The sequence below is a fragment of the Aquimonas sp. genome (assembly GCF_044377145.1).
In the GTDB taxonomy this organism is placed as follows: domain Bacteria; phylum Pseudomonadota; class Gammaproteobacteria; order Xanthomonadales; family Xanthomonadaceae; genus Aquimonas.
On record NZ_JBILJQ010000033.1, the window covers coordinates 14,544 to 34,786 of the forward strand.

General features: G+C 67.9%; 19 protein-coding genes. 6 read left to right on the forward strand and 13 right to left on the reverse strand.

From position 1 onward, the window contains the following. The first annotated feature begins 189 nt into the window (after positions 1–189). Positions 190–684: a DUF962 domain-containing protein gene (locus ACIQ7H_RS11505; RefSeq protein WP_395791529.1), complete on the forward strand. Its 495-nt coding sequence runs from the start codon at positions 190–192 to the stop codon at positions 682–684. Positions 685–777: 93 nt separating this feature from the next. Beyond that, positions 778–2,436 carry a hypothetical protein gene (locus ACIQ7H_RS11510; protein WP_395791531.1) on the forward strand — a complete coding sequence of 553 codons (1,659 nt, stop codon included), beginning with the start codon at positions 778–780 and terminating at the stop codon, positions 2,434–2,436. A gap of 189 nt (positions 2,437–2,625) precedes the next feature. Here the strand turns inward: ACIQ7H_RS11510 and ACIQ7H_RS11515 are convergent, their stop codons facing one another. The 10 genes from ACIQ7H_RS11515 to ACIQ7H_RS11560 all read right to left on the reverse strand — a co-directional run bounded on the left by ACIQ7H_RS11515 (position 2,626) and on the right by ACIQ7H_RS11560 (position 13,765). Beyond that, positions 2,626–3,300, reverse strand: a complete 675-nt coding sequence (locus ACIQ7H_RS11515) for a Bax inhibitor-1 family protein (RefSeq protein ID WP_395791533.1) — start codon at positions 3,298–3,300, stop codon at positions 2,626–2,628. Positions 3,301–3,370: 70 nt separating this feature from the next. Further along, on the reverse strand, positions 3,371–3,973 hold the full coding sequence (locus tag ACIQ7H_RS11520) for a pseudouridine synthase (RefSeq protein ID WP_395791589.1): 603 nt from the start codon (positions 3,971–3,973) through the stop codon (positions 3,371–3,373). Positions 3,974–4,096: 123 nt separating this feature from the next. Then, positions 4,097–5,041, reverse strand: a complete 945-nt coding sequence (locus ACIQ7H_RS11525; RefSeq protein WP_395791535.1) for a class I SAM-dependent methyltransferase — start codon at positions 5,039–5,041, stop codon at positions 4,097–4,099. Positions 5,042–5,243: 202 nt separating this feature from the next. After that, complete coding sequence (locus ACIQ7H_RS11530) at positions 5,244–6,968, reverse strand: endonuclease (RefSeq protein ID WP_395791537.1); 1,725 nt, start codon at positions 6,966–6,968, stop codon at positions 5,244–5,246. A 301-nt stretch (positions 6,969–7,269) separates the two neighbouring features. Next, positions 7,270–9,003, reverse strand: a complete 1,734-nt coding sequence (aceK, locus tag ACIQ7H_RS11535) for a bifunctional isocitrate dehydrogenase kinase/phosphatase (protein ID WP_395791539.1) — start codon at positions 9,001–9,003, stop codon at positions 7,270–7,272. Further along, positions 9,000–9,473: a DUF1801 domain-containing protein gene (locus ACIQ7H_RS11540; protein WP_395791541.1), complete on the reverse strand. Its 474-nt coding sequence runs from the start codon at positions 9,471–9,473 to the stop codon at positions 9,000–9,002. Before ACIQ7H_RS11540 ends, aceK begins: the two co-directional genes overlap by 4 nt. Before the next feature lie 517 nt (positions 9,474–9,990). Then, the gene (locus ACIQ7H_RS11545) at positions 9,991–10,677 is read right to left on the reverse strand and encodes a phospholipase D-like domain-containing protein (RefSeq protein ID WP_395791543.1); all 687 of its coding nucleotides are present in this window, start codon (positions 10,675–10,677) and stop codon (positions 9,991–9,993) included. 209 nt (positions 10,678–10,886) lie between these two features. Next, entirely contained in the window at positions 10,887–12,185 is a 1,299-nt protein-coding gene (icd, locus tag ACIQ7H_RS11550; protein ID WP_395791545.1) for an NADP-dependent isocitrate dehydrogenase, read from the reverse strand. Positions 12,186–12,314: 129 nt separating this feature from the next. Continuing rightward, positions 12,315–13,031, reverse strand: coding sequence for a hypothetical protein (locus tag ACIQ7H_RS11555; protein ID WP_395791547.1), 717 nt, complete (start codon positions 13,029–13,031; stop codon positions 12,315–12,317). A gap of 14 nt (positions 13,032–13,045) precedes the next feature. Further along, positions 13,046–13,765: a 2OG-Fe(II) oxygenase gene (locus ACIQ7H_RS11560; RefSeq protein ID WP_395791549.1), complete on the reverse strand. Its 720-nt coding sequence runs from the start codon at positions 13,763–13,765 to the stop codon at positions 13,046–13,048. A gap of 75 nt (positions 13,766–13,840) precedes the next feature. Between ACIQ7H_RS11560 and bioC the strand changes: the two genes are divergently transcribed. Beyond that, a complete protein-coding gene (gene bioC / locus ACIQ7H_RS11565) occupies positions 13,841–14,734 on the forward strand; it encodes a malonyl-ACP O-methyltransferase BioC (protein WP_395791551.1) in 894 nt (297 codons plus the stop codon). Here the strand turns inward: bioC and ACIQ7H_RS11570 are convergent. Together ACIQ7H_RS11570 and ACIQ7H_RS11575 are read right to left on the reverse strand one after the other, a co-directional pair. Further along, positions 14,709–16,058, reverse strand: a complete 1,350-nt coding sequence (locus ACIQ7H_RS11570) for a Na+/H+ antiporter NhaC family protein (protein WP_395791553.1) — start codon at positions 16,056–16,058, stop codon at positions 14,709–14,711. The two genes, bioC and ACIQ7H_RS11570, sit on opposite strands and share 26 nt — an antisense overlap. A 161-nt stretch (positions 16,059–16,219) precedes the next feature. Beyond that, a complete protein-coding gene (locus ACIQ7H_RS11575; RefSeq protein ID WP_395791555.1) occupies positions 16,220–17,059 on the reverse strand; it encodes an alpha/beta hydrolase in 840 nt (279 codons plus the stop codon). A gap of 91 nt (positions 17,060–17,150) precedes the next feature. Between ACIQ7H_RS11575 and ACIQ7H_RS11580 the strand changes: the two genes are divergently transcribed. From ACIQ7H_RS11580 to dinB, 3 genes are all read left to right on the forward strand, one after another. Continuing rightward, entirely contained in the window at positions 17,151–17,666 is a 516-nt protein-coding gene (locus ACIQ7H_RS11580; RefSeq protein ID WP_395791557.1) for a winged helix-turn-helix transcriptional regulator, read from the forward strand. 69 nt (positions 17,667–17,735) lie between these two features. Beyond that, positions 17,736–18,749, forward strand: coding sequence for a zinc-binding alcohol dehydrogenase family protein (locus ACIQ7H_RS11585; RefSeq protein ID WP_395791559.1), 1,014 nt, complete (start codon positions 17,736–17,738; stop codon positions 18,747–18,749). An 11-nt stretch (positions 18,750–18,760) separates the two neighbouring features. Then, a complete protein-coding gene (gene dinB / locus ACIQ7H_RS11590; RefSeq protein ID WP_395791561.1) occupies positions 18,761–19,846 on the forward strand; it encodes a DNA polymerase IV in 1,086 nt (361 codons plus the stop codon). Positions 19,847–19,853: 7 nt separating this feature from the next. Here the strand turns inward: dinB and ACIQ7H_RS11595 are convergent, their stop codons facing one another. Continuing rightward, positions 19,854–19,985 (reverse strand): hypothetical protein, encoded by a 132-nt coding sequence (locus ACIQ7H_RS11595; protein ID WP_395791563.1) that lies wholly within the window; start codon positions 19,983–19,985, stop codon positions 19,854–19,856. Positions 19,986–20,243: the final 258 nt, after the last annotated feature.

Sequence of the window (20,243 nt, forward strand, 5' to 3'; positions counted from 1 at the left end):
GGTGCCGACCTCCGAGGCGATTCAAAGACAATGCCTTGCAGCCAAAGCCGCGGCCAACAGCAACCTCGCGCGGCACGGCCCTTTCCGAATCCCGAATCCCGAATCCCGAATCCCCGCTCCCACGCTTGCCTGCACAGCCGCGCCCGCCTACCGTGACGGACCGCTCGCACGTACACCCGAGGTAAGGCCATGCACGCCATTCCGGATTCCCTGCCCGCTGATCGTCCGGTCGACCGCTGGTTCGGCAGTTACTCCAACGATCACCAGAACGCGCTTAACCAGCAGATCCACGTGGTCTGCGTGCCGCTGATTCTGTGGTCGGTGATCGCCCTGCTGTGGGTGATCCCGGTGCCAGCCATGCTCGGTCGACCGGGCGCCTGGGCTGGGCTGGCGATGGCGATGGCGTCGCTCTTCTACTGGCGGCTGTCGCGGCCGCTGGGTGCCGCGATGCTGCTGCAGTTCGTGCTGATGGGTTTCATCACCCACCTGCTGATGCAGGGGCTCGGCGCCAGCAGCCTGCTGTGGCTCGCGGTCGGCGTGTTCGTGCTGGCCTGGATCGGCCAGTTCATCGGCCACAAATACGAGGGCAAGAAGCCGAGCTTCCTGACCGATCTCGTCTATCTGCTGATTGGCCCGGCCTGGGTGGTCGGCAAGCTGATGCGGCGCCTGGGCATCGCGCTGTAGGCGCGGACGGCAGGCGACGCGCGATGGAGGGCTGAAGGCCGCAGACTGCGCGCTGCTATCCTGTCTCCCCTTTGTTGCGACTGCTCACGGCCCATGCCCGCCAGACTGTTCCGCCGCTCGAGTTCAATCGCCCTGATTCTGGCTGCCGCGCTTGGCAGCCACGCCTCCGCCCGTCCGCCGCTGGCCTATGCCCCGGCCGATACGCCCTACGTGTTCGGCGCCATCGAGCCGCCCTCGGCGGAGATTTCCGATGCCTGGATCGCCCGCGATGACGCACTGCCGCGGATGTATGCGCCGATGCTGCGTGAGTGGCTGGGCAACACCGCCGACACCGGCGCCGACACCAAGCAACAGCGCGCCCTGCTGAAGGCGATCAATGCGGAAGTTGAAACCCGCGGCCTGGGCGAGCTGATGGAGCGCTGGGGCCTGTCGCGACAGCCGCGCGCGGCGCTGTTCGGGCTGGGCCTGCTGCCGGTGGCGCGGATCGAACTTGCCGATACCGAACGCTTCCGCGAAGCCTTGCTGCGCTTCACCCGCAGTGCGGCGATGCCGCTGCGGGCGGCCGATATTGACGGCCAGGCCTACTGGCTGCTGGGGCCGGACAGCTCGGAGGGCGGCGTGTTGCTGGCTCTGCACGACGGCCAACTGGTGCTGAGCCTGCTGCCGCGCAGCGCAGCTGAAGGTGTACTGCGTGCGGTGTTGGGCCTTGATCTGCCGGCCGAATCGGTACTCGACGCGGGCAGCCTGCAGGCGCTGAATGCGCGTCTTGGCCTGCTGCCGCAGGGCTCCGGCTATCTCGACTCGGCGCGGTTGTGGGCGCTGATCAGCGGTGCGGCGGAAGGCCCGCAGGCGGCACTGATGCGCGAGCTCGGCTGGGCCCTGCCTGAGCAGGTTTCACCGGCCTGCGAAGCGCAGGCGCAGGATCTGATCCAGAGCTGGCCGCGCATGGCGGCCGGCTATGCCGCGATCGACGAACGCGGCTATCGGCTGCGCTATCTGCTGGAGGCCAAGCCCGCCCTGGTCAAGAAGCTCGAAGGCCTGCAGGCGCCGCTGATCGCCAGCGCGGATGCCGATGCCGCCGGCGCGCGTCTTGCGCTGAGCTTGCGCAGCGATCGGCTGATCGCCTTGATCAACTCCTGGAGCGGCGCCTTCAGCGGTGAGTGCACCGGCGGCATTCTGTCGGCACTCAAGCTGGCCGAGCTCAGCAGCGCGCTCAACAACCCGGTGGCCGCCTGGCTGGCTCAGCACCTGCCGAGCCTGCATGCGCAAATCGACCACCTGCGCTGGCCGGTCGGTGACCAGACGTTCGAACTGCAGGCCAGCCTGCAGGGCTACACGCCGGACCTGACGGCCCTGCTGGCCGACATGGCCCGCCACAATCCAGACTTTCCGGCCGACCTCCAGCCGGGCGAGCCGCCACGTGCGATCGACCTGCCCTCGGGCCTGCCTCGCGAAGCCACGACGCACATCGCCGCAGGCGCTCAGTCGCTGGGCTTGGCGGTGGGCGACCGCGCGGTCGCCGCACTGCCTGATCGGCTGGCGTCGGTACCCAGCGCGCCCACTCTGTTGGAGCTCGCCTACAGCGGGGCCTTCTATCAGTCACTGATGGAGCAAGTGCTGCAGGGCCAGCCGGACTCCGAGACGATGCTGGTGCCGAACCGCCACCACGGACAGACCCTCGATCGCGCGGAATACAGCATCGAAGTCAGCGAATTCGGCCTGGAGTTCGTCGGCGAACTCAAGTTCCACTGAGGGCTGCGGCCCGCCCCCTGTGCGAGGGTGGGGGCTTCGGCGAGCCGTTGAACCTCACGGCCTAGGCTGCCGGTCCCGAGCCGCTCGTTTGGCAGGCGCGTTCGAGCCTTGCCGCAATCACTGCAAACGCAAACGGGGCCCTCGCGGGCCCCGTTTGCTTTCACGCTGAAACGCTGAAGCGGGCTGGACTCAGTCGTCGCCGCTCAGGAACGAGAACAGGTTCAGCAGGTGCGAGAACATCACCACGATGCTGCCGAACAGACCGACCGCGATCATGATCGGGTTGGCGTTCGGCTCGTGGATCAGGCGGCTGGTTTCCCACAGGATCAGGCCGCACATCAGCAGCACGGCGGCCGACGAAATCACCAGCGACAGCATCGGGATCTGCAGGAAGATGTTGGCGATGATCGCCACGATCACCAGCAGACAGCCGGCGCCCAGAAAACCACCCATGAAGCTGAAATCCTTGCGGCTGGTCACCGCGTAACCCGCCAGTGCGGTGAACAGCACCGCGGTGGTGACCAACGCGTTCAGCACGATGGCTGAGCCGCCGGGGAAGCTGAGGTAGGCGCCGACCAGCGGACTGAACATCAGGCCGACCAGGAAGGCCCAGACGAAGGTGACACTGATCTGGGTCTGGCCGTTGTCGATGCGCTGAATCAGGAACGGGCCACCGATGAACAGCACCATGAAAGCGATCCACACGCCCCAGCCCATCGGCATGTTGATCGCAAGGCCGAGGCCGGCGCCGACCGCGGCGGTGCCGAGGATCAGGCTGAGCAGGATGAAGGTGTTGCGGATCAGGGTGTTGCTGGCGGTGGCGGGAAGCGCAGTGGCCGCAGAAAGGGCGGGACGATCATTCATGAGCGGCTCCTTCAAGGAGTGGGAGGGGTCAGCGGCGGATGGTAGCCCAGTTCTACGCACGTACGAGTGATCATGGCGGCGCATTGCGTCGGCGTGGCCGCGGCGCCGCGGGTGCGGTGCGAACGGGGGCCGGGCGCGGATCGATCACGCGCAACTCGCCCGGCGCCAGCCCCTCCAGCGCATGCGGGCCGATCGCGGTGCGGATCAGCCGCAGGGTCGGCAGGCCGACCGCGGCGGTCATGCGCCGCAGCTGGCGGTTGCGGCCCTCGTGCAGACACACCTGCAGCCAGGCCTCGGGTACCGATTTGCGGAACCGCACCGGCGGATCGCGCGGCCACAGCCACTCGGGCGGACCCGGCAGCAGCGACACCTCGCAGGGCCGACAGGGGCCGTCGTTCAACAGCGGGCCGCGGGCCAAGCCCTCGATCTGTTCTGACGTGGGCGCACCCTCCACCTGCACCACATAGGTCTTCGGCCATTTGTGCCGCGGCTGGGTGATGCGGGCGATCAGGGCACCGTCGTCCGACAGCAGCAGCAGGCCCTCGGAGTCGGCATCGAGCCGGCCGGCGGCATAGACATCGGACTGCGCCACAAAATCGGCCAAGGTCGGTCGACCGTCCGGGTCCGTGAACTGGCAGAGCACGCCGTAAGGTTTGTTCAGGGCGATCAGCATGGTCATGGCTCACGCTGCGGGCGGTGGACGCAGGCCGGGGCGAGTCGGCGATCGTTATTCGTGTGCCCCGAAACAGCACCGGCCGCTCAGGGCGGCCGGTGTTGTTTCAGCGATGGCGGGACATCAGGTTTTGGCGTTGGCCGGGTTCTCACCCTCACTGACGTCTTCGTCAGCGGCCGGCGCGGGCTTCACGAAGCGCAGGGTCATGCGGTCTGACTCACCGATCGCCTCGAACTTCGCGCGGTCTTCGTCACCGCCGCGCAGTACCGGCGGCAGCGACCACACGCCGTTGGCGTGATCGCGGGTGTCCTTCGGGTTGGCATTGATCTCGGATTTCTCGACCAGCTGGAAACCGGCCTCGGTCGCCAGCGCGATCACCTGGGCCTCGGTCACGTACCCACTGCGGCCGTCCGGCTCGGTGCCTTCCGCGGCGCGGTGCTCAACGATGCCGAGCGTGCCGCCGTTGGAGAGCACGTCGTAGAAGCCCTTGAAATAGGCCGGCGCCGCGCCCGAGGGCATCCAGTTGTGGACGTTGCGGAAAGTGAGCACCACGTCGACCGAACCGGGTGCACCGAAGGCCGGTGCGGCCGGGTCGAACTGCACCACCTGGGCTGCACCGTAGATCTCGACGTTGCCGGCCAGCTTCTCCTGGAAGGCCTTCAGCGCGTTGCCGTAGTACTCGGCAGCGCGCTCGTTGGCGGCCTTGGCCGGATCGACCACGGCAGCGATGTAGCGGCCATTGGCCTTCAACAGCGGCGCCAGGATCTCGGTGTACCAGCCGCCGCCGGGGGTGATTTCAAGCACCGACTGGCTGCCGTCGACACCGAAGAAGCCCAGGGTTTCAGCCGGATTCCGGAAGCGATCGCGTGCCACGTTCTCGGGGCTGCGCCAAGTGCCAGCGATGGCGGTTTCGAGCGGCGATTTCACCACTTCGGCCGGGGCCGGCGCCGGGGCCGGAGTCGCGACAGGTGCGGGTTCAGCGGGGGCAGCGGCAGGCGCGGGCGGCTCGGACGGCGAGCAAGCAGCCAGCGCAGCAACGATCAGAAACGGCAGGGTTTTCTTGAACATGACGATCTCCCTCGAAGCGTTGAATAGGCCGATCCGTCCCGGACCAGCTCAGCCGCGCACGCTAGCACAGACCCGTGTTAGTTCAATGCGCAGGCGGACGAACCGGCGGTGTGCCGACCGTTGAGGCACTCAGGCAACCTGCAGCGGGCGCTGTCCTCTGCGCACCCGCTGCCTGCCGGACATCGCGCCAGACCAGTTGCTGTCAGCTGCAGACGCTCTGATACACGCAGGCGACCCAGGCAGGGTTGTCGACGAACGGGTTGCGGTTGCCCTGATAGGTCTGGATCAGCGCATTGCGCAGGCGCTCGGCCTCATCCGGCGGGTCCTGCTGATGCCACTGGATCAGCGTGCTGAGCCGGCCCATGTAGCCGACGGCCGCATTGCTGCCGGTGGGGCTGACCAGGCTGAGCGTATCGGTCAGGCGCAGATCGGGCTCGGCGGCGCCGGTGCCGCCATGGCTGCCGCCCTCGTAGCGCAGGTCCATATAGAACATCGCCCGCGCCACATTGCCTTTCAGCCTGGTCCAGACCTGGAACACGCTGGCGTTCGACCAGTTCGAATTGCCCGGATAGCTGCCGCTGCCGCCGCCCTGTCCGGCATAGGCCGCCGTGGGGTACTCGGTGCAGCCGCTGGGGCAGTTGTCATACGGCTTGTTGCCGCGGGCTGCGTTGTAGGCGATGTCGGAGGCCATCAGCATGTGCAGGTCGGTGTAGGCCGAATTGGTGCCGCCGTCGTCGGGGAAGCCCAGCGAGTTCGGCCAGGTGTGTTCGCGGTTGTAGAAGTCGTTGCCGCCCGCGACCTTCGCGTACGAGGTGTTCTTGTAGATGTCGAGAATGCGCCCGCTGTTGAGCGGATCCTGCTCGGCGCGGTTGAGCACGTCCCAGGTGTCGGTGGTGCTGGCGGTGTACGGAATCCGCGTGTGGTCGTCGATCAACGCATGCAGGCTGCTGCGCAGCGCGCTGGCACTGCTGGTCACCACGCCCGCGTAGTAGCCGGTGCCACCACCGCCGCTGGCCGTGTCGAAACTGGGCAGCAGGCTGACGGCGGAGAAACTGGTGTAGGCGCTGATCCGCACGTGCCAAGTGCCGGCCGCCGGGCTGGCGAAGGTGCAGGTTTCGGCGTTGCCTGAGAGGAAGGGGCGGCAGTCGTAGCTGGTGGCGGTCGGTGCAGAACCGAAGCGCACGAACAGATCGCCGTCACCGCTGCCGCCGCTCATCGCGAAACGCAGATTGCTGGCGCCGGCCGGCACGCTCAGGGTGAAGTCCAAGGCGCTGCCGGCAGTCGCCGTCAGACCCGTGCGCGTCACACCGTTGCTGAGCGTGCCGCCGCCGGTGCCACCACCACCGCCGCCCACCAGGGTTTGACCGCTGTTACAGCTGCCGAAGCTGGACGCGCGCGGGCTCTGCCAGCTGAAGTCCTGCGCGCGGCTGCCGCTGCCGGCCAGCTGCAGCGACTGTCCGACCGGCGTGGTGCTGGTTTCAGCGGTGGAAATGGGGCTGCTGGTGCGTCCGGCGGCGGGGCCATCGATCGCGCTGAAGCTGCCCTCGTAGCTCAGAAACTGCACCACCGCACCGCTGGCATCCACCAGCGCCAGACCGTCGGGATCGCCGTTCTGGATTCCTGCCGTGGTCGCATTCACCACCACCGTGCCGTGCCCACCGCACTGGTTGGCGGCGGTGCCGGACAGATTCAGCGTGGCGTACTGGCGGCCGTCGCCACCGTTGTAGAGCACCACCGTCCAACCTGCCAGCGAGGTGCCCGACGGCGCGATCACCTCGACCCGTTCACCGGTGTCGGTGCCGCTGTTGTCGTAGTGGAACTCGTTGATGAACACATCGGCCTGCGCGCTGCTACAGACGCACAGCATGGAAATCGCAGCGCCAGCAAGACGGGCGCGCGGCAGCCGCCAGTGGACGGACTTCAGCATCGGGATGACTCCGGCAAGGCTCGCATCCCGGCACTCCGGCCACAGATACGCAGCAGAACTTGAGGTCCGCATGCCGCGTCCGCAGCCCTCCCCGGCCCGACGCCCCGCGGTGGCGCCCGCATGGGCACCGATGCCGGGCACAGCAGGTGCTCGCGGCCGGCGGAGTTTGGGCCGGATCGATGACACTGCCAAGACGCCACGACCCAGCCTCGCCTCGAAAGCGAGCCTCCTCGGGATACCCACGCCGCCAGGTGACGCAGATGATCGCAAGCGATTCGGGTTGCTTCCGGTAACGCCGGCCCTACACCCGCAGCCGCGCCGGATACGGTGCAACATCGGCCAGAGCACCGGCACGGATGCGCTCCTGCAGGGCCAGCCACCAGCCGACGGTGAAGATCTCGTCGTGGGCCTCCATCAAGGCCGCGTGCAGATCCGCCGACAGCCCGAGGAAGCGCGGGAACTGTTCCGGAAACACATCGTTGTCGGCGACATAGAACCAGGCGCCCGCATGCATTTCCTCATCGTTGTCGCGGGCCTCGGGCAACGCACGGAAGCGGCACTCGGTGACGAAGCACAGCTCGTCGTAGTCGTAGAAAATCGCACGCCCGGAGCGGCTCATGCCGAAGTTCTTCAGCAGCAGATCGCCGGGGAAGATATTGCTGCGGGCAAGGTCCTTGATCGACTGCCCGTAGTCGACGATCGCCGCCCGCGCGAGCTCGGGCGCGACCTCACGCAAGTACAGATTCAGCGGCCGCAGCCGACGCTCGATGTAGCAGTGCGAGAACACCAGATCCTCGCCGTCGGCCTGCACCGTATCGCGGCAACCCTCCAGCAGTTCGGCCAGCAGGGCCGGCGCGAACTGCGCCTTCGGAAAACGCAGGTGGCGGAACTGCTGAGCATCGACCAGACGACCGACGCGATCGTGGTGGAACACCAGCCGGTACTTCTCTTCAACCTCCGCGCGGGCGATGTTCTTCGGATACGCGAAGCGATCGCGGATCAGTTTGAACACCACCGGATAGCTGGGCAGGGTGAACACCGCCATCACCATGCCGCGCTCGCCGTCGGCATGCACGAAGGACTCGTCGGCCTGCCGCTGCAGATGGGCGAAGAAATGCCGATAGCGTTCGGTCTTGCCCTGCTTGGCGCGGCCCAGCACCGTGTACAGCTCATCCACCGGCTTGTGCGGCAGCAGGGTGCGCAGAAACACCACCGCATCACCGACGGTCGCGAGGTCGGCATGGAAGTAACTGCGCGTGTAGCCAAACAACACCGCCACCTGGGCACGGTCGGTGATCAGCGCATCGGCGCGAATGCCGTCCTCGGCATGCACCAGGGCGATCACCAGCGGAGCGAAACGGGTCTCGCCAAATACGCGGCCGACCAGGTAGGCCCGGCGCTCGCGGTAGAACACCGTTTCCATCAGTTCGATGGCGCGCACGCCCGGCGCTTCGAACTCGGTCAGCTGCTCGCGGATGCGCGCTGCCAGCGCGGCTGCGCAGCGCTCGCGCTGGGCGTAGTCGACCTCGAAGCGGTAATCCTCCAGCACGCGCGAGAACAGGGCCGAGAGGTCACCGATCGCCGCATAGCTGCGTCGCGCCACCGGGTGGGTGATGCGGTCGGTCGGCTCGATCGACAGCGCGATGAACTCGATCTCGGGATCAACCCCGCGGGTGCCGAAGAAGCGTCGGGTCAGAGTGTTGTAGAAGGTCTTGTAAAGCTCCTGGTCGAGCAGGGGCGCGATCAGCTCGGCGTGGTGCAGGCGGATTCCGGCCCACAGCGCCTTGTCCTGTGCGCGGCTTTCCAGCTGCGCCGACAGCCGCGCACCCATCGCCGCCACGCAGCGGTCGTACAGCTCGATGCGCTCGACTGCGTCCGAGCGCGCACCCTGCCAATCGTTCTGCTCGAAGCGCTTGCGCGCGCGCTGGGTGATCGCACGGAAGTGTCCGTTGTAGCCCTCGAAAGCATCGCGGATCGAGGCGGCCGCCAGCTCGATCAGCGCGCGCTCGGCGCCAGCGCTATCCGCGGAGCTCATGCCTGCGCGGGCCCATCAATGCGCTCGGCCGCACGTGCCTGCACCGAGCGCTCGATCAGCTCGCGCAGGGCCGACTCGTCGACGCCCGCAAGACGCTTCAGATACAGACAGCCGGCACCGTGGCGGTGCTTGCCCAGCCGCGCCAGCGTCGCGGCTTCGGCCGCGTAGTCCACGCTCAGGTACAGACTGAGCTCGGCCTTGCCGACACCAAAGCCGATCAACGGCGCTTCGCCGCTGCGGCCGCTGTCGTAGCGATAGGCGTAGCGCCCGAAGCCGACGATGCGGCTGCCCCATAGCACGGGCGGCTCGCCGCTGGCCTCGCGCATCCACGCGATCAGCCGGATCGCATCTTCGCGTCGTGCCGGCTCGAGCGCGGCCAGATAGTCGTCGATCGGCACAGTGGTGGCTTGGGTCTTGGGCTCGGCCATGGCGTCCACCTCGATGGTTTGAACAATCGGTTCAATCAGCATGCGACAGATGCGCCTCTCTGCCCATGTCAGCCGCACCCTGACACGCCTGCGCCGTGTCAGGAAACTCCCGACCCTGGATAAGCCGAAGTGCACTCCTTTATCCGCGCGAGGCGCCGATAATGAATACGTGCTCGCTGCTCCTGCGACGCACTTGAGCCGGACGCACTGACCTCCCCCACAGTCACCGGCTTCAAGCAGCTCTCCCCGAAGCATACGACCGGACTGCAGGACGCAGGCCGGTCGTTTCGTTTGGGCGGACGGAAAATCGCGCGGTGCTTGCGCCGCGCTCCGCACACTCAAGGCTGACCCGTCCGCCCTCCATCTGCAGCACAGCCCTAAAGTCGAGCCGGGCAGCGCCGCTAATGCCTTCAAGCCGCAGCGCGGCCCGCACCGGGGCCGGTGCAGCCGACATCGGGTTGCCGCCGATGCTTGCTGCACCGGCCCCGCTTCGCTGCCAAGCAGACGTTTTTGGCGATGACGCACCGCAAGCGCCATCAATGGTTCTATCCGCGCGCGCTCACTCCGGCGCGTAGCGCAGCCACAGTTGCTCGAATTCACGCGCGTAGTCCGCCACCAGCTGCGCGTGCTCGATCACCAGAAAATTCTCTTCATTGCTGGTGCTGGCGCTGCGGGTCCAGTTGAAGCTGCCGTTCAACAGCAGACGGCCGTCGAACAGGGCGAACTTGTGGTGCATATGGTGTTCGCTGGCATCGATGCGCAGCGGCACACCGCGCTCGCGCAGCCTCAGCACATCGCTGCCGGCGTCGAACTTCTTCTCGTTGTCACTGATCACCCGCACCGCCACGCCGCGCTGATGCGCGGCGAGAATCGCCTCGCTCAGCCGATCATCTGAAATCGTGTACACGCAGATATCGATACTGCGTCTGGCCTGCTGGCACAGCGCGCGGATCTTGCTGAGGCAGTCTTCGCCCGGGCTGAAGTGGGCACTGGCCGGCTCGCGCGCCGCGCTGGCCTGGAAGTCCAGCGTCTTGACCACCTGCTCCAGCCACTTCAGCGCTGGCTCGGCATTGCCCGGCTCAAGGATCAACTCGCGCACCAGCGCGAATGCCCGATTGCGCATGAAGCGCAACTGCTCAGGAGCCAGCCCGCTGCCCAGCTGACGCAGCTCATCGCGCTCCTCGAGGCTGAGCCGCAGGTCGGCCAGGCTGTCGCGCAACTGCTGATCGAGTCGATTGAAGTCCATGCGGCGCCTCCGCACGCGTGCGGGCTGCACGCGGGGTGGAGCATAAGGCGGCGCAGGCCTGTGTCGGGCGGCAGCGATCCAGCGGAAGTGATCGGTGATGCGCCCGACCAGACGGACCGACCGCGCGTGCACGTGCGTTCAAGCACCTCGCGCAAACGCACGAGGCCGCCCGAAGGCGGCCTCGCGTTTTCAGCGGATTGCGGCTTGGCTTACAGCGCCTTGATCAACGCGTCGCCGAACTCCGAGCACTTCACTTCGGTGGCGCCGTCCATCAGGCGGGCGAAGTCGTAGGTGACGGTTTTGGCAGCGATGGCGGCGTCCATGGCGGTGATGATGGCATCCGCGGCTTCGGTCCAGCCCATGTAGCGCAGCATCATTTCGCCCGACAGGATCACCGAGCCCGGGTTGACCTTGTCGAGGCCGGCGTACTTCGGCGCGGTGCCGTGGGTGGCCTCGAACACGGCGTGGCCGGTCATGTAGTTGACGTTGCCGCCGGGCGCGATGCCGATGCCGCCGACCTGCGCGGCCAGCGCGTCGCTCAAGTAATCGCCGTTCAAGTTCAGGGTGGCGATCACATCGAATTCGTTCGGGCGCGTCAGCACCTGCTGCAGGGTGATGTCGGCGATGGCGTCCTTGATGACCACCTTGCCCGCCGCCACGGCCGCGGACTGCTCGTCATTGGCGGCCTTCTCGCCGCTGGCGGCCTTGGTGCGCTCCCACTGGTCCCAGGTGTAGACCTTGTCGGCGAATTCGCGCTCGGCCAGGGCGTAGCCCCAGTTGCGGAACGCGCCTTCGGTGAACTTCATGATGTTGCCCTTGTGCACGATCGTCACCGACTTGCGCCCGCTGCTGATGGCGTATTCGATGGCGGCGCGGATCAGGCGCTCGGAGCCGTCCTTGGAGACCGGCTTGATGCCGATGCCGGAGGTCTCGGGGAAGCGGATCTTGCCGTAGGACTTGGGGAAGTGCTCTTTCAGCAGGGCCATGAACTTGGCGTTTTCATCCGAGCCCTGTTCGAACTCGATACCCGCGTAGATGTCTTCGCAGTTCTCGCGGAAGATCACCATGTCGACCGCATCGGGGCGCTTCACCGGGCTCGGCACGCCCTTGAACCAGCGCACCGGGCGCAGGCAGACGTACAGATCGAGCATCTGCCGCAGGGCCACATTTAGCGATCGGATGCCGCCGCCGATCGGCGTGGTCAGCGGGCCCTTGATCGACACCAGGTAGTCGCGGCAGGCCTGCACGGTGGCGTCCGGCAGCCAGGTGCCGAACTGGTTGTTGGCCTTCTCGCCGGCGTAGATCTCCATCCAGTGGATCTTGCGCGCGCCGCCATAGGCCTTCTCGACCGCGGCGTCGAGCACGCGCACCGAGGCGCGCCAGATGTCGGCGCCGGTGCCATCACCCTCGATGAACGGAATGATCGGGTTGTTCGGGACGTGCAGCTTGCCGTTCTCGATGGTGATCTTGGCGCCGCCGGCGGGCGGGTTGAGGCTCGGTTCTGTCATGGGTGTCCTCCCGGTTATGGCCCGTGCCGACACGGCCGGGCCCTATGGATGCATGGATGCAGGCGCAGCGGCCCGCAAAGCGCGCCATTGTCGCCTGTGGGGGCGTGAGCGTGAAGTGCGACCCGGCGGTCAGCGTTTGCGCACCGCCGGGCCCATGCGCGCCAGGTCGATGCCACCAACCTCGAAACGCAGGCTGCGCTTGCCGCCGCGGATCGGCAGTTCGAGCTCGACCCAGCGCGCGGTTTTCAGTGCCTCGAAGAAGCGCGTGTCCTCTTCGACGAACATCGCCGGCACCGGCGCGCCCTCGGGCTGGCTGGCCTCGAAGCGCGCCGGTGCGGCGTCGTCGAGCTTGATATTGATCATGCAGCGCGCGCCGCAGGCGAAGCGACCGTTCGGCAGCAGCACATAGACGTTCTGGCCCCATTCCGGGTGTCGCCGCAGCACCAGCTGCGGGCGCTCGCTGCGGTCGAGCTGGGCCGAATCGGACTCGTACATGAAGGCCGTATAGGTGGCGCCCTTGACCTCGCCGACCTCGTGATAGATCCACATATTGGCCAGCCGGGTGCGCTCGCGATCGGCCTCGGCCAGCGCATTGACCTCGGCCATCGCCGCCTGCACGGTGGCAGCGGCTTCGGTGCCCGGGTACTTCAGCAGGATGTCGTCGGCGTAGGCGCGGGCCAGCTGGCCGCGGCCGTCGCGGCGGGCCTGCTCGAACAGGTTGATGGCTTCGGTGGCGGCGGCGGTGTTGATCACCGGCCCGGTCGGCGGCGGCGGTGGTTCGGAGCAGGCCGACAGCACGAGGGCGGCCAGCAGGCCAAGGGCGGGTATGCGCGCGGCGCTCATCATGGCGAAGCTCCTGATCAGTTCGGTGCCATATCGGGATACAAGGCCTCGGCCCGGCGGAACAACACCCAGCTGGTCGCTATGTACTTGTCGCCGCCCTGCGGCCGGTTGCCACGGTGGGTATGGGTGAACGCCGCCGGGGCAATCAGCAGGCTGCCGGTGCGCGGCTGGATCTTGCGGCCCTGGTACAGGAACTCGGTTTCGCCTTCGGCAAAGCCATCGTTCAAGTAGAGCGTCCACAGCAGGGTGCGGTGCAGATACTCGGCCTGCGGATCTCGCGGGTACAGCTCGCAGTGCCAGTACGGATAGCCACCCTCACCGGCGCGGTAGCGCTGCAGGTTGATCGCGCCCGGGCGGAACACGAACTCGGTGATGTCGGCCAGCTGCGGCTCCGGCATCGCGGTGATGTCGTCCGCCCCGAGGCGCCGCACTGCGCCGGTCTGCGGGTCCTGGAACTGCAGCATCAGCGGCGCGATCAGGGTGTAGGGATAGCGCCGCAGATAGGCCATCAGGCAGCGCAGCATGGCCTGATTGAGCGCCACTTCGGCATCGCGCCAATCCGGATGCGCCGACACCATCAGGTCGCTGCTGTGCTTTAGCTCGGGGTAGACACCGCCGCCGACGGCACCGGGCTGCAGGCGGCCGGAGCGTTCGAAGCGGTCGATCAGCGCCGCGCACTCGGCCGCGCTCAGAACATTGTCGTAGACCTCGATGAAGTCGGCCGCGCTGGCAGTCATACAGGGGTTCCGGTCCGGGCAAGCGGCCGATTCTACGCCGCCGCGTCGGCCCGCTGGCGTACACTCCGCGCCCTCATGGAACCTCGCTACGACCTTCGCCAGGTGCGCCGAGCCTTTGGCCGCGCCGCTTCCGAGTACGCCGCGATCGCTGTGCTGCAGCGCGAGGTCGAGTCGCGTCTGCTCGAACAGCTGGCCTACGCCAAGCAGACACCGACCCGCATTCTCGATCTCGGCGCCGGCCCCGGCCAGGCCAGCAGCGTGATGCGTCAGCGCTTTCCGCAGGCCGAGCTGATCGCTCTGGATCTGGCCCTGCCGATGCTGCGCGAAGCCGGCGCGGGTTGGCGCTGGTACACGCCGAAGTCGCGCCGGTTCCAGCGCGTATGCGCCGATGCGCGCGCCCTGCCCTTCGCCGAGAACAGTTTCGATCTGGTGTTCTCCAGCCTGTGTCTGCAGTGGGTGGAAGACCTGCCGCAGGTGCTCGATGGTCTGCGCGGCCTGCTGCGGCCGGGTGGCCTGCTACTGTTCTCCAGCTTCGGTCCGGACACCCTGTTCGAACTGCGCAGCGCGTTCGCCAGTGCGGACGATGCCCCGCACGTGAGCAGCTTCAAGCCGATGCAGGCGATCGGCGATGCGCTGATCGCGGCCGGCTTTCGCGACCCGGTGCTGGACACCGATCGCTTCACCCTCACCTACCGCGACAGCCGCGACCTGATGCGCGAACTGCGCGGCATCGGCGCCGGCAATGCCTGGCAGGACCGCCGCCGCAGCCTCACTGGCAAAGCGCGCATGCAGCGGGTGTTCGCCGCCTACGAAGAGTTCCGACACGACGGCGTGCTGCCGGCCACCTATGAAGTCCTGTATGCGCAGGCGTTCGCGCCGGAGCCCGGGCAACCGCGCCGGCGCAGCGAAGGCGGCGAGATCGCCAGCTTTCCGGCTTCGGGGCTCAAGATCCGGCGGCGGCCGGACTGAGGGCTTGGCGGCGCGGCCAGGCGACGCTGAGCAGGGCCAGCGCGGCCAGCAACCAGCAGTAGGTCACAGCACCACTGAGCAGCAGCGGCGACAGCCCGGCCAGTGAGGCGGCCAACAGGATCTGCGCTCCATACGGCAACACGCCCTGGGCGACGCAGGCGAACACATCGATGAGTCCAGCCGCCCGGGCCGGCGGGATGGCGTGAGTCCGTGCGATCTGCTTCGCCAGCGGGCCGATCGCCACGATCGCCACTGTGTTGTTTGCGGTCAGCACATCGGCGCCGAACGCAAGGCCGGCCAGATTGAGCTCGCCGACCCGCTGACCGCGGCGACCGCGCGCGATCCGGTCGATCGCCTGCAGCAGCCAGCTCAGGCCGCCACTGGCGCTGAGCAAGGCGCCCAGACCGCCGATCAGCAGCGCCAGCAGAACGATCTCGGTCATGCCCTCCATGCCCTTCCACAGGTGACCTGCAGCGGCCAGCGGGCTGAGCGGGCTGGCGTCCAACACGCCGAGCACGGCGCAGCCCAGAATGCCCAGCGCCAGCACGCCCAGGACATTCAGTCCTGCCAGGGCGAGCGCCAGCACCAGTGCATACGGCAGCAACTTCAGCGGATCCAGCTCGGGCGCGGGCGGGAGCTGCGCGACAACAGACGCATCCACGGCAAGCCAGAGCGCGGTCAGCGCCGCGGCGGGCAGGGCGATCCAGGCATTGGCGCGCAGTTTGTCGCGCATTTCGGCGCCCTGGCTGCGGGTGGCGGCGATGGTGGTGTCGGAGATCAGGGACAGGTTGTCGCCGAACATCGCGCCACCGATCAGCGCGCCGGTGATCAGCACCGTATCCAGCCCGGCCACCTCTGCAAGGCCCAAGCCGATCGGTACGGTCGCAGCCAGGGTGCCCATGGATGTTCCGATCGCGAACGACACCAGCGCGGCCGCCAGGAACAGACCCGGCACCAGCCATTGCGCGGGCATTGTCGACAGCGCCAGGGCGACCACGGCGTCGACCGCACCAATCGCACGCGAGAGCTCGGCAAAGCCTCCAGCGAGCAGGAACACCAGCAGCATCAGCATCACGTTGCGCTCGCCCATACCGGCGAGCAGCACATCCAGCCCGTTGTAGCGCTGCCGGTGCGCGATCAGCAGGCCGAGCGCAATCGCGATCAGTGCCGCCAGCGGCGCCCGCAGCTGGTAGAAGGCCATCTCCACCCCGGCAAGGCTCAGCCACAGGCCGGTACCGAAGAACAACAGCAGAAACAGGCCGAGCGGCAGCAGGGCAAGCGCCGAGGGCGCGGGGGAATGAACTTGACTATCGGGCAGGTGCATCGAGGCGTCCACGGGGTTTCCGGTATTGCAGCACGCCCCGCGCATCGGCTTTGAGTCCGTCTGCGCATGCCTGATGCCAGACGCTCACACCGGCGCGCCGCCGCTTGATTCGGCCCGCGGCCGGGCCAATGTGGCCGCGGACAGACGCGCGAGCGCGACCCTCAATGCAGCTCGACGCGCCCTGCGCTGGCGGGCGTGTCAACGCCATCGACGATGAATCGGGCCACCGTTGCGGCCACGCCCGGGTCCTTCAGCACGCGGCCGTGGCCCAGGCCGCTGGTGACATACAGCGGCGCGGAAGCGACGCGGGCGATGCGTTCGCCGTCCGCGAACGGCACCACGCGGTCGCTGCGGTCGTGCACCACCATGAGCTCGCCTTTGAAGCGTGCACCGAGCTCGCCGATGTCGAGCGCGGTCGTAGGCACTCCGGTCAGGCGTTCCATCCGCGCCACGAAGGCGCGTTCTGCGCGTTCGGGCAGGGCCAAGCGCTGGCTCTGCCGACGCAGCACGTCGGCGTAATCGGCGGGGCTGGCCACCACCACCGCACGCGCCGCCGACAGGCCATTGGCCAGCGCGTACAGCACCGCGCCAGCGCCCATCGAATGGCCGATCACCGCGTGCACCGGGCCGAGCTCCGGCTGACTTTCGAGCAGGGCATCGGAGAACGCGATCGGGCTCGCAAAGGCGCCAGGCGAGCGGCCGTGGGCGGGCGCGTCCAGCGCGATCACCTGCAGGCCCTGCGCAACCAGTTCGCTGGCGATCGCGGCGAATTGCGCCGAGTGGCCCTGCCAGCCGTGCAGGGCCAGCACGCGTGGGCCGGTTCGGCCCCAGCGCAGACCGGCCAGGCCAAAACGCAGGGTCAGGGCTTCCGCACCGGGCGGCAGGCGGTGGCTACGCGCGGCGCGCGGCCGGGTGGCGAGATCGGCCACCAAGCTGGCAGTGAATTCGGGAAACAGACGGCCCAGAGTGGAGCCGAGGGGTCGCAGGCTGGCAGGTGACATCGCAGGCTCCAATTAGGTTGCATTTTGCAACTGGAGCCGAGGCTAGCGCGATCGGTTGCAGTGTGCAACCTAGTTGCCCATGCTTGCGCTCATGCGCCCTGACCGCCCTGCCCCAACGATCCCCTCACCGGCCCTGCCGACCACCGCCGCCGAACTCAGCGCGAGCTGCCCGATCGCCCGCGCGCTGGAAATCGTCGGCGAGCGCTGGTCGCTGCTGATCCTGCGCGAGGCCTTTCTCGGCCAGCGCCGCTTCAACGATTTCGAACGCCGGCTCGGCATCGCCCGCAACATCCTGTCGGCGCGGCTGAGGCACCTGGTCGAACGCGGCGTGCTCAGCCGCGAGCCCTCACGCGAGGACGCGCGCCAGATCGAGTACCGGCTGACACCAATGGGCAAGTCGCTGTTTCCGCTGCTGGTGGCGATGGCCGACTGGGGCACACGCTGGGCGCCGTGCGCGGACACCGCGCTGCGGCTGCAGAACGCCGACAGCGGCGCGCCGCTCGATGCTGTGCGGGTGTTCGACCGTGATGGTGTGGAGCTGACCCCGCGCAACCTGCGGCTGGAGTGGCGGCCGGACGCGGCGCAGACGACCGCCGCGACCGACTGAGTTCTGTCAGTAGTGGCGAACGGGCCCGACAGCGCACACTCTGGCCCGCCCTGACTACCCACGCGTGCAATGAAAGCTATCGGCTTCCGTGAGTCCCTGCCCGTCGACCACCCCGAGGCATTGATCGAGTTCGACGCCCCCGTGCCTGAGCCCGGCCCGCAGGATCTGCGGGTGGCGGTGCGCGCGGTGGCGGTCAACCCGGTCGACACCAAGATCCGGCGCCACGCCGCACCCACCGATGGCGCACGGCGCATTCTCGGCTGGGATGCCGTCGGCATCGTCGATGCAGTCGGCAGCGAGGTCAGCATCTTCAAGCCCGGTGACCGGGTCTGGTATGCCGGTGCGCTGGATCGGCCCGGCTGCAATGCCGAGTTCCAGTGCGTCGACGCGCGCCTCGTCAGCCACGCGCCACACACGCTGTCCGACCCTGAAGCCGCAGCGCTGCCGCTGACCGCGATCACCGCCTGGGAGCTGCTGTTCGACCGCCTCGGCGTGCCGCGTGGCGGCGCTTCCGGGCGCCATCTGCTGGTGACCGGCGCGGCCGGCGGTGTTGGCTCGATCCTGATCCAGCTGGCGCATGCGATGACCCGGCTGACCGTGCTCGCCACCGCCTCTCGCGAGCAGAGCCGCGACTGGCTGCAGCTGCTCGGCGCCAACCGGGTGCTGGACCACACCCAGCCATTGGCCGCCCAAGCGCTGGCGATCGCGCCGGCCGGGGTCGAGTACATCGCCAGCCTGACCCACACCGATCAGCACTATCTGCAGCTGGTCGAAGCGCTGGCGCCGGAGGGCCATCTGGCCTTGATCGACGACCCCGAGCCGATCGACGTCCGCCTGCTCAAGCGCAAGTCGGCGAGCCTGCACTGGGAGTTCATGTTCACCCGCTCGATGTTCAACACCCCCGACATCGGCGCCCAGGGCGCCCTGCTGCAGAACGTCGCCGAGCGCGTCGACGCCGGCGAGCTGCGCAGCACCCTCGGCCAGCATTTCGGCACGATCAATGCCGACAACCTGCGTCGCGCGCATGCGCTGCTGGAGAGCGGGCGCGCGGTTGGCAAGATCGTGCTGGAAGGCTTCGGCTGATTGTTTCCGGCGTGAACACTCCACGCCTGCGCAAGATCGTCCATGTCGACATGGACGCCTTCTACGCCTCGGTCGAGCAGCGTGACGACCCCAGCCTGCGCGGGCGGCCGGTGGTGGTGGCCTGGAAGGGCGCGCGCTCGGTGGTCTGCGCGGCCAGCTACGAAGCCCGCACCTTCGGCATCCGCTCGGCGATGCCGGCGATCCGCGCCGAGCGGCTGTGCCCGGACGCGGTGTTCGTGCCGCCGGACTTCGCCCGCTATAAAGCGGTGTCGCGGCAGGTGCGCGAGGTGTTCCTCAGCCACACGCCGCTGGTAGAACCACTGTCGCTCGACGAGGCCTATCTGGACGTCAGCGAAGACCTGCAGGGGCTAGGCTCAGGCACCGCCGTGGCCAAGGCGATTCGCGCCGAAATCCGCGAGCGCACCGCGCTGACCGCCAGTGCCGGGGTCGCGCCGAACAAGTTTCTGGCCAAGATCGCCAGCGACTGGCGCAAGCCCGACGGACTGTTCGTGATTCGACCGCAGCAGGCGCTGGAGTTCCTCACCCGGCTGCCGGTCGGCAAGCTGCCCGGGGTCGGCAAGGTGATGCAGGGCAAGCTGGCTGATCTCGGGATCGAACGGGTGGGCCAGTTGCGTGAGCTCGGCCAGCCCGCGCTTGAGGCGCGCTTCGGCCGCTGGGGCCGGCGCCTGTTCGAGCTCGCGCACGGCATCGACGAGCACGCAGTCGAGCCCGAGCGGCCCAGCCTGCAGATCTCGGCCGAGGACACTTTCGCGGTGGACCTGTCCATCGACGCCTTGGGCGCCGAACTTGAGCCGCTGGCTCGCCGCGTATGGGCAGAGGCCGAACGTTCCGGGCGGATCGGTCGCACCGTCGTGTTGAAACTCAAGACCACGGATTTCCGCATCCTGACCCGCAGCCTCAGCCCGGACACAGCACCGGCTTCAGCGGAGGAAGTTCTGGAAATCGCGATGGCTTTGCGGGCCCGCGTGCAGCTGCCGGCGCAGACGCGCTATCGGCTGGCGGGCGTGGGGCTGTCGAACCTGATCGAAGCCGCCGGCGCGTTGCGCCAGGGGGATCTGTTCAGCGCAGCGCCTTGATCTGGCTTCAGCGCCGCGGCAGGGTGCTTAGGGCTAGGTAGCACACGCCGTCGAACAGGGCGCCGCTCCAGTACCAGCTGGGCACCAGCACATCGTGATGGAAGCGATTGAGCACTGAAAGTAGCGGCAGGGCGAACATGCTGAACTCCGAAGGCGACCCGATGGGTGCCCAGATGCCGTGAGGCGATAGGCGTGACCCAGCAGATTCCGTGCCACCCCCAAACCGTGCGACACATCACGCTTGGCTGCGCCACGCCAGCAGATTCGCGTCAGCCCCGGCGGAGTGTCCACCGCGGCACCCGCCGCGCCGCGTCAGACTTGTCGGCGGCGTAACGAAATGACACAAACTCAACGCTTCGGCGCCGGCCGGTCTTGACACGCCAAGCGGCCACACGCC